The 15374-nt window shown below is 64.6% G+C and carries 13 protein-coding genes; 8 read left to right on the top strand and 5 right to left on the bottom strand.

The features are described 5' to 3' along the window. The first annotated feature begins 130 nt into the window (after nt 1-130). Nucleotides 131-1057 carry an ornithine carbamoyltransferase gene (gene argF / locus IT41_RS12075; RefSeq protein ID WP_036741643.1) on the top strand — a complete coding sequence of 309 codons (927 nt, stop codon included), beginning with the start codon at nt 131-133 and terminating at the stop codon, nt 1055-1057. Between the two features lie 356 nt (nt 1058-1413). Here argF and tkt read toward each other — a convergent pair whose 3' ends face one another. Then, nucleotides 1414-3468: a transketolase gene (tkt, locus tag IT41_RS12070; protein ID WP_036741641.1), complete on the bottom strand. Its 2055-nt coding sequence runs from the start codon at nt 3466-3468 to the stop codon at nt 1414-1416. A 145-nt stretch (nt 3469-3613) separates the two neighbouring features. Between tkt and IT41_RS12065 the strand changes: the two genes are divergently transcribed. The 5 genes from IT41_RS12065 to fba are packed head-to-tail and all read left to right on the top strand — an operon-like array spanning nt 3614 to nt 7665. Continuing rightward, nucleotides 3614-4384 (top strand): DeoR/GlpR family DNA-binding transcription regulator, encoded by a 771-nt coding sequence (locus IT41_RS12065; RefSeq protein ID WP_231564740.1) that lies wholly within the window; start codon nt 3614-3616, stop codon nt 4382-4384. 4 nt (nt 4385-4388) lie between these two features. Continuing rightward, the gene (locus IT41_RS12060; RefSeq protein WP_036741639.1) at nt 4389-5150 is read left to right on the top strand and encodes a triose-phosphate isomerase; all 762 of its coding nucleotides are present in this window, start codon (nt 4389-4391) and stop codon (nt 5148-5150) included. Nucleotides 5151-5162: 12 nt separating this feature from the next. Continuing rightward, nucleotides 5163-5624 (top strand): D-erythrulose-4-phosphate isomerase, encoded by a 462-nt coding sequence (gene derI, locus IT41_RS12055; protein WP_036741636.1) that lies wholly within the window; start codon nt 5163-5165, stop codon nt 5622-5624. Nucleotides 5625-5641: 17 nt separating this feature from the next. Then, nucleotides 5642-6619, top strand: coding sequence for a class 1 fructose-bisphosphatase (locus IT41_RS12050; RefSeq protein ID WP_036741634.1), 978 nt, complete (start codon nt 5642-5644; stop codon nt 6617-6619). 5 nt (nt 6620-6624) lie between these two features. Then, a complete protein-coding gene (gene fba, locus IT41_RS12045) occupies nt 6625-7665 on the top strand; it encodes a class II fructose-bisphosphate aldolase (RefSeq protein WP_036741632.1) in 1041 nt (346 codons plus the stop codon). A gap of 4 nt (nt 7666-7669) precedes the next feature. Here fba and IT41_RS12040 read toward each other — a convergent pair whose 3' ends face one another. Genes IT41_RS12040 through IT41_RS12025 form a run of 4 tightly spaced genes read right to left on the bottom strand, consistent with a single transcriptional unit; the run spans nt 7670 to nt 12676 of the window. Beyond that, the gene (locus tag IT41_RS12040; RefSeq protein ID WP_036741630.1) at nt 7670-8626 is read right to left on the bottom strand and encodes a sugar-binding transcriptional regulator; all 957 of its coding nucleotides are present in this window, start codon (nt 8624-8626) and stop codon (nt 7670-7672) included. Between the two features lie 16 nt (nt 8627-8642). Continuing rightward, nucleotides 8643-9575: a sugar phosphate isomerase/epimerase family protein gene (locus IT41_RS12035; RefSeq protein ID WP_036741628.1), complete on the bottom strand. Its 933-nt coding sequence runs from the start codon at nt 9573-9575 to the stop codon at nt 8643-8645. Nucleotides 9576-9585: 10 nt separating this feature from the next. After that, entirely contained in the window at nt 9586-11103 is a 1518-nt protein-coding gene (locus IT41_RS12030) for a glycerol-3-phosphate dehydrogenase (RefSeq protein ID WP_036741627.1), read from the bottom strand. A 1-nt stretch (nt 11104) separates the two neighbouring features. Continuing rightward, the gene (locus tag IT41_RS12025) at nt 11105-12676 is read right to left on the bottom strand and encodes an FGGY-family carbohydrate kinase (protein ID WP_036741624.1); all 1572 of its coding nucleotides are present in this window, start codon (nt 12674-12676) and stop codon (nt 11105-11107) included. 488 nt (nt 12677-13164) lie between these two features. Between IT41_RS12025 and IT41_RS12020 the strand changes: the two genes are divergently transcribed. Together IT41_RS12020 and IT41_RS12015 are read left to right on the top strand one after the other, a co-directional pair. Continuing rightward, nucleotides 13165-13812 carry a DUF2291 family protein gene (locus tag IT41_RS12020; protein WP_036741711.1) on the top strand — a complete coding sequence of 216 codons (648 nt, stop codon included), beginning with the start codon at nt 13165-13167 and terminating at the stop codon, nt 13810-13812. Beyond that, nucleotides 13809-15353, top strand: coding sequence for a sugar ABC transporter ATP-binding protein (locus IT41_RS12015; protein ID WP_052081472.1), 1545 nt, complete (start codon nt 13809-13811; stop codon nt 15351-15353). Before IT41_RS12020 ends, IT41_RS12015 begins: the two co-directional genes overlap by 4 nt. The last annotated feature ends 21 nt before the right edge of the window (nt 15354-15374 follow it).

Raw genomic sequence — 15374 nt, 5'->3', positions numbered from 1 at the left:
GCTGGCGCGGCACCGATGCGTCGGTCAGCAGGGAATCCGCCTTGGGAACCCTTGCCGCCTCCGGCTTGGGCCTTGACCTCGTATCGGTAAAGCGGCTTGCTTGTCCGATCATTCCGAAAGACAGCCAGACATGAACAGTTTTCTAGGTATCGACACCACCGACAAGGCAGATTTGCGGCGCATGATTGATGCCGCGCGCGCGATGAAGGACGCCCGCGCCGGCCAGCCCAGGGGCGCCCCCGATGCGGAACAGCCGCTCAGGAACCGGATGGTCGCGCTGATCTTTGAAAAGCCTTCGACCCGGACCCGGGTCAGTTTCGATCTGGGCGTGCGCCAGATGGGCGGGCAGACCATGGTTCTGTCGGGCAAGGAAATGCAGCTGGGTCACGGCGAAACCATCGCCGATACCGCCCGCGTCCTGTCGCGCTATGTCGATCTGATCATGATCCGCACCTTCGAAGAGGTGACGCTGCTCGAGATGGCGGAATATGCCAGCGTGCCGGTGATCAACGGGCTGACCAACCGCACGCATCCCTGCCAGATCATGGCCGATGTGATGACCTTCGAGGAGCATCGCGGCCCGATTGCCGGGAAAAAGGTGGTCTGGTCCGGGGATGGCAACAATGTCTGCGCCAGCATGATCCATGGCGCCGGGCAATTCGGGTTCGATTTCACCTTTACCGGGCCGCAGCCGCTGGATCCCGAACGCGAGGCGCTGGATTTCGCCCGCGCCCAGGGGGTGCAGGCGGTGATCGAGCGCGACCCGATGAAGGCCGTCGAAGGCGCCGATCTGGTGGTGACCGATACCTGGGTTTCGATGCATGACCCGCAATCCGCGCGCGAGCGGCGGCACAATCAGCTGCGTGGCTATCAGGTGAACAAGCTGCTGATGGGGCAGGCCAAACCGGACGCTCTGTTCATGCATTGCCTGCCGGCGCATCGCGATGACGAGGTCACGAGCGAGGTCATGGACGGGCCGAATTCGGTCATCTTCGATGAGGCCGAAAACCGGCTGCACGCGCAAAAGGCCGTCATGCGCTGGTGTCTGGCGGTATAGGGGCGGCGGCGCCTGACGGTTCTGAAATGGTTTGATGCCGGCGCGCGTTTCGGACCAATGAAATCGGGAAATGTCTGATCAACGGGTTCGGTCGCGCAAGGACGCCGTGTTCGTCTTCAGCCAGTCTTCATTAATGAAAACCAGCGGTGCCGGATGAACCTGTCCCCGATAGGGGATAGGATCTGCCGGGATGTCGCGACAAGGCGGCGGGGCGGGCCGTGAACTCCTTGGCGTCCGCATGGCTGCAGCCGCCCAGCTTGCGCTGCCGGGCATTGATCCCGCCTCCCAGCGTGGCGCGTTACGGGGCGCATCTTCGAAGGGCATCGAAAAGCGGGGGCGACAGCTATGCCCCGATGTCAGCCCAGGACCTGACTGGCGGGACTGGCCAGGGCGAGGGTTCTGGCGCGCTCGACGATCCGGGCAGCTGTGATCCCGAACTCCTGATACAGCCTTTCCGCCGGGGCAGAGGCCCCGAAGCCTTTCATGCCGATCACATGCTCTTCGCTGGCCACATAGCGGGTCCAGCCAAAGACCCCCGCTGCCTCGATCGCGATGCGCGGCGCGTCACCCAGCGTGGCCTGGCGGTAAGCCTCGGGCTGCGCGTCGAACAGCTCCCACGACGGCATCGAGACAACCGCGACGCTCATGCCTTCGGCATGCAGCGCCTGGGCGGCCTCGACCGCCAGCGCGACCTCGGTGCCGGTGGCGATCAGGGTCAGGTCGCGGCCTTCGCCGAACCGCCGGATGACATAGGCGCCTTTCGCGGTCAGGTTCTCATCGCCGGCCTCGAGCCGCAGCTGCGGCACGGCCTGCCGCGACAGGGCCAGAAGCGAGGGCGTATGGCGGTTGCGAATGGCGATGTCCCAGGCCTCCAGCGTCTCGACGGTATCGGCGGGGCGCAGCACGGTCAGGCCGGGGATCGCGCGCAGGCTGGCCAGATGCTCAATCGGCTGATGGGTCGGGCCGTCCTCGCCCAGCCCGATGCTGTCATGAGTCATGACATAGATCGGCCCGACTCCCATCAGCGCCGACAGCCGGATGGCGTTGCGGGCATAGTCCGAGAAGACGAGGAAAGTGCCGCCATAGGGGATGAAGCCGCCATGCAGCGCGATCCCGTTCATCGCCGCCGACATGCCGAATTCGCGCACGCCATAGCCGATATAGCGGCCCGGCGCCTCGCGCGTATACTGGCTGTCCACCGCCTTGACGCGGGTCAGATTGGACCCGGTCAGATCGGCCGAGCCGCCGAGCATCTCGGGCAGGGCGGCGGTCAGGGATTCCAGCGCCATCTGGCTGGCCTTGCGTGTGGCGACCGTTTGCGGCCCGGCGAACAGCGCATCGCGGGCCGCCTTGACCGTGTCCTCGTAACCGGCGGGCAGCGTACCTGACAGGCGACGGGCGAATTCATCGCGCAGTTCGGCGGGTTTCGCGGCCAGCCGCGCCTCCCACGCCTCGCGATCGCTGGCACCGCGGATGCCGATATCGCGCCATTTCTGCGCCAGATCTGAGGGGATCTCGAAGGGCGCGGCGGCCCAGGCAAGCGCCTCTTTGGTCAGCGCGGCCTCGTCGGTGCCCAACGGTGCGCCATGGGCGTCATGGCTGCCTGCCTTGTTGGGTGAGCCGAAGCCGATCACCGTCTTCATCGCGATCAGCGAGGGCTTTGCGGTCTCGGCCCGGGCCGCCGCAATCGCCGCATCCAGCGCGCGGCCGTCATGGCCGTCGCAGCTTTGCACATGCCAGCCGCAGGCGGCCAGCCGGGCCGGCACGTCCTCGGAAAAGCTGACCGAGGTGGGGCCGTCGATGGTGATCGAATTGTCGTCATACAGCACGATCAGCTTGCCCAGCCCCAGATGGCCGGCAAGGCTGATCGCCTCTTGCCCGATGCCTTCCTGCAGGCAGCCATCGCCCAGCATGACATAGACCCGGTGATCGACCAGATCACCCCCGAATTCGGCGGCCAGGCGACGCTCGGCCAGCGCCATGCCGACCGCCATGGCCAGCCCCTGGCCCAGTGGGCCGGTGGTCAGCTCGATCCCCTTGGCATGGCCATATTCCGGATGGCCCGCGGTGATCGCCCCCCATTGGCGGAAATTCCGGACCTGATCCAGCGTCATGTCCTCGTAACCGGTCAGATGCAGCAGGCTGTATTGCAGCATCGAGGCATGACCGTTCGACAGCACGAACCGGTCGCGATCCGGCCAGTCGGGGTTTTTGGCATCGAATTTCAGATGGTTGCGGAACAGGACGGTGGCCGCATCCGCCATGCCCATGGGGGCGCCGGGATGGCCGGAATTGGCGGCATTCACCGCGTCGATGGACAGCGCGCGGATGCAGTTCGCCAGCGCGAAATTCTCCGGGTCAAGCGCGGCCTTGGCGGCGATTGCGGGGTCTTTTGGGGTGTCCAATGGCATGTCCGGTTCTCCTCTGTTGGCGGTTGCATAAACGAGAAAGTTGAAAGTAACAATGTTAAATCACAAAATCACAAAATTCATGTTGATTAAACCGGCTGTGGTGTTACAAACAGCCATGCCGAGACGGAATCGGCCAAAAGGGGGAATGCCGGTGAAGCGCGAGGAACGCAGGCAGGCGATCATGGATCTGCTGGTCGAGGCCCGCGCCGTCGATCTGGACGCTCTGGCGGATCGTTTCGGCGTTTCCAAGATGACCATCCACCGCGATCTGGACGATCTGGAACAGGCCGGATTTCTGCGCAAGGTGCGTGGCGGTGCGACGATCGAGGCCGGCACCCGGTTCGAAAGCGATTTTCGCATCCGCGCCTTGCAGGATGGCGATGCCAAGGGCCGGATGGCGCGTGCGGCGCTGGAACTGGTCGAGCCGGGGATGACCGTGATGATCAATGACGGCTCGATGGCGGCCCTGCTGGGCGCCAGCCTGACGGAAAAGGCGCCGCTGACGGTGATCACCAATAATGCGGCGGTGATCGACCGGCTGAAGGATGCGCCGCGGATCACGCTGATCGCGCTTGGCGGCATCTATAACGCCAAGTTCAACGGGTTTTTCGGCGTGGTCACGGAACACGCGCTGTCACGGCTGCGGGCCGATCTGGCCTTTGTCTCGACCCCTGCGCTGGCCGGGATACAGGCCTTTCACATGGACGACGCGGTGGTGCGTGCCAAGCGGGCGATGATGCGGGCGGCAGAGCGCAATGTGCTGCTGGTGAACCATCAGCGTTTCGGCCGCTCGGCCCTGCATGTGCTGGCCGATCTGGCCGAGTTCGACGCAATCATCACCGATGCTGCCCCGGCGCCCGAGGATCGCGCCGCGACCGACCGGGCCGGGATCGCGCTGACCATAGCAGGGGAATAGGAACATGGCGGATTTCTGGATCGGCACAAGCTGGAAAATGAACAAGGGATTGGCCGAGGGACGCGCCTTTGCCGAAGCGCTGGCCGCCGCCGAGGCCGGTCGCGATCCCCGCATCCAGCGCTTTGTCATCCCGCCCTTTACGCTGGTGCGCGAGATCAAGGCGATCCTGGCCGACACCTCGGTCAAGGTCGGTGCGCAGAACATGCATTGGGCCGATCAGGGCGCCTGGACGGGCGAGATCTCGGCCCCGATGCTGACCGATTGCGGCCTCGATCTCGTCGAGCTTGGCCATTCCGAGCGGCGCGAGCATTTCGGCGAAACCGACGAAACGGTCGGGCTGAAGACCGAAGCCGCGGTGCGTCACGGGCTGATCCCGCTGATCTGCATCGGCGAGACGCTGGAACAGCGCGAGGCGGGCCGCGCGCAAGAGGTGCTCGAGGCGCAGGTTCGCGGCGCCCTGGGAAAGCTGTCGGAGGATCAGAAATCCGCCGAAATCCTGCTGGCCTATGAACCCGTCTGGGCCATCGGCGAGCATGGTATCCCCGCCACCTCGGATTATGCCGATGCGCGGCAGGCCGAGATCATCGCGGTGGCTCTGGATCTGCTCGGACGGCGGATTCCCTGCCTCTATGGCGGCTCGGTCAATCCGGGGAATTGCGAGGAACTGATCGCATGTCCGCATATCGACGGGCTGTTCATCGGACGCTCGGCCTGGAAGGCCGAGGGATATCTGGACATTCTGGCGCGCTGCGCCGCAACCATCTGAAGGAGAGACGACATGAAACTGGCAATCGCAGGCGACAGCGCGGGCGAAGGTCTGGCCAAGGTGCTGGCCGATTACCTGAAGGACAGGCATGAGGTGGCCGAGATCAGCCGCACCGATGCCGGCCCCGATGCCTTCTATGCGAATCTGTCGGACCGCGTCGCGAACGAGGTGCTGGCCGGCACCTATGACCGTGCGATCCTGGTCTGCGGCACCGGAATCGGGGTCTGCATCGCGGCCAACAAGGTGCCGGGCATCCGCGCCGCGCTGACCCATGACACCTATTCGGCGGAACGCGCCGCGCTGTCGAACAATGCCCAGATCATCACCATGGGCTCGCGGGTGATCGGGGCAGAGGTCGCCAAGACCATCGCCGATGCATGGCTGGCCGAGACGCAGAATTTCGACGCCAATGGCCGCTCGGCCGGGAATGTGAATGCCATCGACGAGGTCGATGCGAAATACAGCAAGGCCTGAGCGCCGGAAGGACCCTGATGCTGAAATTGCCCAATGACGGCCCCGCGACGGGCCGGCCGGTCGCGCATGTCTTGACGGGCAAGGGCCCGGCGGCCATCGTGCTTGCCCTCGCGCAGGCCCTGCCGCCCGTCTCGGCGCGGCTGGCGGCGGGCCGGCTGTATGGCGATCCGGCACATATCGTCGGCGTGAATGACAGCGGCGACAGGCAAAAGGCGCTGGATGTCGCGGCACATGACCACATGCTCGCCGCGCTTGATGCGGCGGGCGTGCGGCAGGTCCTGTCGGAAGAGGCCGAGAATATCATCGTGCTGAACCCCGACGGCGCGTTCGATGTCGCCATCGACCCGATCGACGGATCTGGCAGCATCGGTATCGGCGCGCCGCTGGGCATGCTGTTCAGCGTGCTGCCCGCCGCGCCCCAGGGCTTTCTGCGCCCGGGCCGGGCGGTCGTCGCGGCGGGCTATGCCTCGTTCGGGCATTCGCTGGATTTCGGCTGGTCGCTGGGCGATGGCGTGCATATCGCCACCTATGACGCGGCAGCCGATGCCTTTCGCCTCACGCGCGAAAACATCGTGCTGAAGCCGACCGCATCGACCATCGCCTATAACGCCTCGAACGAAAGGCATTGGCACGAGGGTCTGCAGGCCTGGTTGCATGATCTGCGGCTGGGGCGCGACGGCCCGAGGGGGCGCGATTTCAACATGCGCTGGCTGGCGGCGGCGGTGGGCGAACTGCACCGGATCCTGTTGCAGGGCGGGGCGTTTCTATATCCAGCCGACCGGCGCGCAGGATATGAAAACGGCCGGCTGCGGCTGATCTATGAATGCGTCCCGATCGCCTTTCTGATCGAACAGGCGGGCGGGGCGGCCTCGGACGGGCGGGTCGCGATCCTCGACCGCCAGCCTGACGGGCTGCACGACATGACACCCCTGATTTTCGGCGCGCGGGACGAGGTGGAAACGATCCTCTTTTACCTCGCGCCCAGCAAAGGATAACCGCTATGGCGATGATCACCCTTCGACAGCTTCTGGACCACGCGGCCGAGCATGGCTATGCCGTTCCCGCCTTCAATATCAACAATATGGAGCAGGGGCTGGCTGTCATGCAGGCGGCGCAGGCGACCGACTCGCCGGTCATCCTGCAGGCCAGCCGGGGCGCGCGGGCCTATGCCAATGATCTGGTGCTGGCCGGCCTGATCGAGGGCTTTGCCCGCGCATTTCCCCAGATTCCTGTCTGCATGCATCTGGACCATGGCAACGGGCTGGCGACCTGTGCCACGGCGATCCAGAACGGCTTCACCAGCGTGATGATGGATGGCTCGCTGAAGGCCGATGGCAAGACCCCCGCCGACTATGCCTATAACGCCGGCATCACCGCGCGGGTGGTCGAGATGGCCCATGCCTGCGGCGTCTCGGTCGAGGGCGAACTGGGCGTGCTGGGCAGTCTGGAAACCGGCATGGGCGATCAGGAGGACGGCCATGGCGCGACCGGGCAACTGTCCGAGGAACAGCTGCTGACCGATCCGGCCGAGGCGGAACGCTTCGTCGCCGATACCGGCGTCGATGCGCTGGCGGTGGCCATGGGGACCAGCCATGGCGCCTATAAGTTCACGCGCAAGCCGGATGGCGACATTCTGGCGATGAACGTGATCGAGGCGATCCATGCGCGTCTGCCCGACACCCATCTGGTGATGCATGGCTCATCCTCGGTGCCCGAGGATCTGCAGCGGATCATCAACTCCTACGGGGGCGATATTCGCCCGACCTGGGGCGTCCCGGTCGAGGAGATCCAGCGCGGGATCCGCTCGGGCGTGCGCAAGGTGAATATCGACACCGACAACCGGCTGGCGATGACGGCGGCGATCCGCAAGACCCTGACCGAGGACCCGTCGGAATTCGATCCGCGCAAATATCTGAAGCCTGCGATGGCAATGATGGCCGAGGTCTGCAAGGCAAGGTTCGAGGCCTTCGGAACGGCGGGAAATGCCTCGAAGATCCGGCCCCTGCCGCTGGCCAGCATGGCGACGCGCTACGCGGCCTGAGCGTTCAGGACGGCGCGGTCAGCACCCGCGCCGTCGCCTCGTCCGTGACCAGCCCTGACAGCCATCCGCTTTTCAGAACGGCGCGGATGGCATCGTATTTCGCCGGCCCGCCGGCGATGGCGACAAAATGGCTGCCTTCGGTCCGCTCAAGATCCGCGGCCAGCGTCCGGGCGCTGAGCGTGGTTTCAAGCACCTGCCCCCCGGCATCGAAGAAATGTCCCAACACCTCGCCGACCGCGCCGGCATTCCTGATTTCCTCGATCTCATGCGGTTCGATCATGCCCGAAGTGACCAGCTGCGCGTCCGGCCCGACCGAGCCGATTCCGGCGATCTTCAGCGAGGCGGCGTTGGACATTTCAAAGATTTCACGCACGCCGGGCTGTTCCAGAAGGATGGCGCGGTCATGTTCGGAATTGGCGAAAAACGGCACGGGAAGCACATGCGCCTGTGCGCCGGTCTTGGCGGCAAGGCTGTGCATCACGTCATGCGGGATGGCCGAATAACTGCGCGTCAAGCCGCCCAGCAGCGACACGAAGCGCATGCCCGGCGCATCGAAGCGCGGCAACTGGCTTACCGCTGCAGCCAGCGTGCTGCCATGGCCCAGTCCGATCACCTGATGTTCGCGGCTTTCGATCGCCCGCCGCAACAGCCCCGCGCCCGCCATGCCAAGCGCGCGCAGCGGCTGGTCGCCTTCGCCCAGATCGGGGGCGACTTCGCAGAAATCCAGCCCGAATTTGGCGCAGATGCGGTCCTCGAGCTCGACGCATTCGACGATCTCGCCGTCGATCGAAACCTTGACCATCCCGTCCGCGACGGCGCGTGCAATCAGCCTGTGCGCCTTGAGCGAGGGCAGGCCAAGCCGCTTGGCCACCGCGGCCTGTGTCATGCCGCCGACATAGTGCAGCCAGGCGGCACGGGTTGCGAGGCTTTGTTCCGGGTCCGGAACCGCGCGCTTTGCCATCACAAGATCTCCGGCATCAGATATTCAGCCTGTCTGCCCCGGTGTCGATATACGGCGCCCAGAATGCCACGCTTTCGGCGATCTGGGGAATGACCTCGCGATCATTCGGCTCGCGTTCCTTGAAGCTGAGTTCCAGGCAGATCTCGTTGTCCCGCGCCCCGCCTTCCGCAAGGGCGTCCAGCAAGGGCTCGGGCTGGATACGGCCGCGGGCGTTGAATTCGGCGGTGAACGGGCGGTGGCCGCCCTTGTCCATCAGCGATTGCTTGATGTGAATGATGGGCGAGACGCGCGGCACCGCGCGCGCCCAGGCATAGGGGTCGTAATCGCCCGGGTTCGCGCTGGTCACATCGCCATGGTCGATATCGGCCATCATCCACATCGGCACGGCCATATCGGCCGCCGTCAGCCGGTCTTGCAGCGCCATGCATTCGGCGATGGTTTCGCCGAATTCGCGCCCCACGCTCATCGGCTCCCAAAAGACATATTTCAGGCCGGCGGCCCTGGCGTGTTCCGCGACCTCTGCCCAGCAGTCGATGGCGATCCGGATCAGTTCCTCGCGCCGGTGCGGATCGTCATAGTCGCGATAGGTGAAGATCGCGAATTGTGTGCCGACCGAATTGCCGCCCAGATCGCCGATGATATCGGCAAAGGTCTTGAACCAGTCGACATAATAGCGCCGCACGTCGCGGTCGGGATGGCCGAAATGGTTCAGCCGCCCGTAAGGGCCGGTCATGCCGCTGGTCACACGGACGCCGGTACGGTTCAGCGCGGCGCCCATCTGGCGGGTCAGGCGCCGGATCACCGGCGCGGGCCAGCCGGGATTGATGAATTCATGTGTCAGCTGCAGATCGCGCAAGCGCAGATCACGGGCGACGGTTTCGATCAGGTCATCCGGCTCGGCAAAGCGGTTCACCAGCGGGTTCGTGTTCAGCGACAGGGTCATCGGCATGGCTTGCTCCTCAGGCCGCCTTGGCCAGATCGGACTGGTGGAACCAGTCCGCGAACGCGCCGATCTGGTCTTTGGTCAGGTGCAGGTAATGCTTGGTCCGCCGGTAAAGGATGTCCTCGGGACGCAGGGCCCATTCCTTGGCCACCAGATAGCGGATCTCGGCCTCGTAAAGCTGGCCGCCGAAATGCCGCCCCAACCCGGCCAGGTCGCGGGCACCGCCCAGCAGATCCGGCGTCCGTGCGCCATAAAGCCGGCCATAGTGATGGACCAGCTTGCGCGGCATCCAGGGATATCCGCTCCGCAGGGTTTCGACAAAGCTTTCGTAATCGGCATTCGCGATCTCGCCGCCGGGCAGGGTTGCGGTCTCGGTCCAGTCGGGACCCATGCCCGGAAAGATCCCCTTCAGCCTGTGCATGCCGCGTTCGGCCAGTTCGCGGAAGGTCGTGATCTTGCCGCCAAAGACATTCAGCAGCGGCGCGCCGCCGGTCTCGTCCAGATCGAAGACGTAATCCCGCGTGACCGCCGAAGGATTGCCCTGACCGTCGTCGAACAGCGGGCGCACCCCCGAAAACGAGGTCAGCACATCCTCGCGCCGCAGCTTTTCCTTGAAATAGCGGTTCACGACGCCGATCAGATAATCGATCTCGGATGGGTCGGCCTGGACCTCTTCGGCCCTGCCGTCATAGGCGATGTCGGTGGTTCCGATCAGCGCCTTGTCGCCCTCGTAGGGGTTGATGAAGATCACGCGCTTGTCGTTGTTCTGGACCAGGTAGGCGTTGTTGCCTGCCCAGAATTTCGGCACGATGATGTGGCTGCCCTTGACCAGCCGGACATTGCGGGTCGAATTCGCCCCTGCCACGCGGGTGATGATGTCGCTGACCCAGGGGCCGGCGCAATTGACCAGACAGCGTGCGCGGAAACTGCGGATCTCGCCGGTGATCTCGTTCCGGGTCTCGACCGTCCAGGCGCCATCTTCGCGGCGGGCCGAGATGCACGGGCTGCGGGTCAGCACCCGGGCGCCGCGCTCGGCGGCATCGACGGCGTTCAGCACCACCAGCCGCGCATCATCGACCCAGCAATCGGAATACTCGAACCCCTTGGTGTACTGGTCCAGCAGCGGCGCGCCCTCCGGGTCCCGACGCAGGTCCAGCGTTCGGGTGCCGGGCAGTTTCTTGCGCCCGCCCAGGTGATCGTAAAGAAACAGGCCCAGGCGCACCAGCCATGCCGGCCGGTCTTGCGGGCTGTGAGGCAGAACGAAGCGCATTGGCCAGATGATATGCGGGGCCGATTTCATCAGAACCTCGCGCTCGATCAGCGCTTCGCGGACCAGCCGGAACTCGTAATATTCCAGATAGCGCAGCCCGCCATGAACCAGCTTGCCGGAGCGTGACGAGGTGCCCTCGGCCAGATCGTCCTTTTCGCACAGAACGACGCTGAGACCGCGGCCGGCGGCATCGCGGGCCATGCCGGCGCCGTTGATCCCGCCGCCGATGACGAAAAGGTCGATCATGTCGGTATCCTTGCTCATCTTAATGTCCTTTCGGAAAGGCGGCGCGGGTTGCTGTAAGTGCGTCCCATGCCGGAGGCAGGGCCTGCCGCGCTGCCGTGAATGCGGGGAACAACCGGTCATAGGCTGCGACAAGTCCGGGGTCGGGCGGCTCGGGCCGGCCCAGCAGGGGGGTGACCCATTCGGCGATGCAGGATTGCATGTCGGGATAGGCGCCAATGGCGACGGCCGCCATCATCGCGGCACCCGCTGCGCCTGCCTCATCGCGTTGCGAAACGCGGATCGGTGCGTTCAGGCTGGCCGACAGGATGCCGCGCAGGCTTTGCGAGCGCGCGGCACCGCCGGTCAGCCGCAATTCGCCGGGCAGCGGTCCCATCGCGGCGTAGCAATCGCGCATCGCCATGGCCAGCCCTTCGGTTACCGCACGGACCAGATCGGGATAGCGATGGCCCGCAGATAGGCCGGTAAATCCCGCGCGGGCATTGGCGTTCACGAAGGGCCCCCGCTCGCCCGCGTCAGAGATATAGGGCATGTAGACGATCTGCCCTGGATCCGAGGCTGCCAGCCAGCCGTCGACATGGGCTATGAGATCGCGATGCGTGACCGGCTGGCCGACATCCGACAGAATGCCCGCAGCGACGGCAAGGACCCAGTCGAGGTTCAGCGTGGCGGCCATATTGGTCTGCACCTGCGTCACGATATCGGGGATGGGCAGACAGATGACATAGCCGGTCCCCTGATCGTTCAGGCAGAGTTCGGCCGATTTTACCGCCCGCATATGCACCCCGGTCGATCCGACGGTCGAGCAGGCCACATCGCCCGCGCCCGAATCATAGACCCCGGCGCCAAGCGCGGTCATGACCATATCGACATAACCCAGGCTGACCGGGGTTCCGGGGCGCAGGCCGGTCTGGCGGGCGGCCCCTTGCGTCAGCGGATGGGTTATCTGGGTGCCGTCGACGATTTCCGGCAGCAGGGCACGGCGATGCGTCAGGCCAAGCGCGTCGATAACCCCATCATCATATTGACGGTTACGGAAATTTCCGAAGGTAAAGCTGGCCTCGGAGGGATCGGTTGCGCGAATGCCCGTCAGGTTCAGATACAGCCAGTCCTTGCAATGCAAGGCGACCTCCGCGCTGTCCAGAAGTTCGGGTACATGGGCGTCCATATGCGCCATCTGGCTGCCCTGCTGACAGGTGTTCAGCCCGGTGCCGGTGGCTTTGAAGCGGCTCCGGTTTGCCGGCGTCGCCGCCAGTCTTTCCACCGTCGGCGCGGCGCGGGCATCCAGCCACAGCCAGGCATCGCCGACCGGGCCATTCGGGCCGACCAGCCAGGTGCCATCGCCCTGTGCCGTCACCGACAGCGCCGCCGTGCGGGTCGCGAGATCGGGCAGCTTTTCACCCAGCCCGCGAATCGCGGCCGCGCAATCCTGCCAGGTCCGCAGCAGCGGCTGCGTGGCCGATCCGTCCTTGCCCGTGGCATAGTGATTGGGAACCGAGGCCGCGCCCAGCTGTCGCCCCGAAAGATCAAAGGCCACGGCCTTGATGACCGACGTGCCTGCGTCGATTCCGATAATGATATCAGTGCCGGCCATCGTGATACTCCATGCCCGGGGCCGGACCGTTCCGTGCAGGATCGTGGTGGTTCATCGTCCCCTCCCTTCGCGTTTGAATTGCCTGTTTGGGGCAAGTCAGGCGGCGGCGCCGTAGTCCCGGATCGGGCCGTGGCGAAACCCCTCGTCTTTTTTGCATAGCCGAAAACGACGGTCCGGTGAATGAATTTTTTTACAGACACAGAAAAAAATTTCAGATAAGGTGGGCTGATCGGGATGGAATCGCGAGGAGAGGCGAGGTCCATCCGAACATTCTTGTCGCGCCGGAAGGACATCCTTCTGCGGTCGCATAGCCAGCCAGGGGAGGGGCGGGAAATGAACAGAATCCAGGGCGCCGATCGAATTCCAGCAGCCGTTCACGGCGTCCAGCCGGATGCCGCGCGAATCGCGGCAGCGGCATAGCGACAGGCCGCGCCATCACTTCATCGCAATCATGTAATTCCTGACCGAGGCGAGCAATGGCCCAGACCATGAACACATCTGCACCCAAGGCCCCGGCACCTTCGCGCCGCGGCCTGATGATCAGCGCGGGGGTTGCGGCCGCCGTTTTGATCGGCATCGCATTGGATACGACCGTCGTGTCGATCGGCTCGGAGGCGGATGTCCGTCAGCAGGCCTTCTCGCCCGACTCTTACGGCCAAGCCGAGTTCCCCCGGATTCAGGCTTTCGTAAAGGATAAGGCGGTGGATGCGGCCACGCTCGCGGCGGCGGTTCTTGACGACAAGAACGCTGCGGCGGAACAATATGGCACCCCCGCCTCGACCGGCGCGATCATGTTCGTGACCCTGACCGGCACCGCGGGCGAGGCGAAATCCGGCGTCTATACGCTTGCCGTGCAAGGCGTGCCGGACGATATCACCGTCCGCGTTCAGACCGGCCCCGCGATCAACGGAACCGATCTGCGCGATGCGCCGGGCGATATCGAATTCGGCGCTTTCAAGAACCAGATCGAATATCAGGACGCCGGATCGGGCATCAACCGGGCGATGAAGGCGGCTGTGCTCGACGGCATCGACACCGCCAATCTGACCGGCAGGACATTGCAGGTCACCGGCGCTTTCCGCCTGATCAACCCGAAGAACTGGATGATCACCCCGGTGGAGGTCACCGTCCAATGAGCCCGGAAACCCCGATCCCCGGCGGCAATCCAGATCTGCGCGAAGTCGTTCTGGCCGCCCGCAACGTCGCCAAGTCCTATGGTCAGGTCCATGCGCTGAAAGGCGTCAATTTCGACATTCATCGCGGCCAGGTGACCACGCTGTTCGGCGAAAACGGCGCCGGAAAATCGACGCTTATGAAGATCCTGTCGGGCGTCATTCAGCCGAGCGCGGGCGAGATCATCCTGGACGGCGAGCCGGTCACGTTCCACAATTCGACCGAGGCGCGCGACCGCGGCATCTCGATCATCCATCAGGAGCTCAGCCTCGCCCCCAACCTTTCGGTGCGCGACAATATCTTCATGGGCCGCGAGATCATCGGTCCCGGCGGCGTCAACTTCGCCGAGGAAGAGCGTCAGACCCGCGCCCTGATGGAAGAGTTGGAAGAGGATATCGATCCGCTGACCCCGGTCGAGGAATTGCGCCTGGGTCAACAGCAGATCGTCGAAATCGCCCGCGCCCTGTCTGTGGACAGCCGTATCCTGATCATGGACGAACCGACCAGCGCCCTTTCGGCCAGCGAGGTCGAGGTGCTGTTCAAGGTGATCCGCGACCTGACCTCGCGCGGCGTTTCCATCGTCTATATCTCACATCACCTGGAAGAAGCGCTGACCATCACCGATCATGCCGTGGTGCTGCGCGACGGCAATATGACGGCCTATGCGCCGCGCCGCGATATCGATCTGGAATGGATCGTGCGTAATATGGTGGGCGACAATTACGATCTGGGCAGCCCCCCCGACAGCGACAAGGGCGAAGCCGCGCTGTCGATCCGCAATCTGACGGTGCCCGATCCGGCAGGTGGCTTCAATCTGGTCGAGGGGCTGTCGCTGGATGTCCGCGCGGGCGAGATCGTCTGCATCTACGGGCTCATGGGGGCGGGCCGGACCGAATTGCTGGAAACCTGCGCGGGGCGGCTGCATGCCTCAGGGGGCGAGATCGTGCTGGAAGGGCGCGAAGTGTCGCATCTGTCCATCGCGGAGCGCATTGCCCGCGGCCTTGCGCTGGTTCCCGAAGACCGTCAGCGCGACGGTCTGGTTCAGACCATGAGCGTGGGCGAAAACCTGTCTCTGGCCTCGATTTCCAGCTTTACCAGGGGCCTGTTCACCCGGAAACGGGCCGAGCGTGACCTGATCGAGGACAGCATCCGCGAAGTGACCGTAAAGACCTCGGGACCGGATGCGGCCATCGGATCGCTGTCCGGGGGTAACCAGCAGAAGGTCGTCATCGGCAAGATCCTTGCCACCAAACCGCATGTGATCATGCTGGACGAGCCTTCTCGCGGCATTGATATCGGCGCCAAGGCCGAGGTGTTCAGGCTGCTGGCCGAAGAGGCCCGGCGGGGGCTCGCCGTGCTCTATTCGACCTCCGAGGTCAGCGAATGCCTGTCCATCGCGCATCGGATCATCGTCATGCACAAGGGCCGGATTTCGGCCGAATTCGATTCAACCGTCACCAAGGAAAAGATCATGGCCGCCTCGGGCGAGTCCGTGGCCGCCTGAGGGACGAGAGTGAGGGAGACC

The sequence above is a fragment of the Paracoccus halophilus genome (assembly GCF_000763905.1).
GTDB lineage: Bacteria > Pseudomonadota > Alphaproteobacteria > Rhodobacterales > Rhodobacteraceae > Paracoccus > Paracoccus halophilus.
This window is presented reverse-complemented; position numbering and strand designations above follow the sequence as displayed.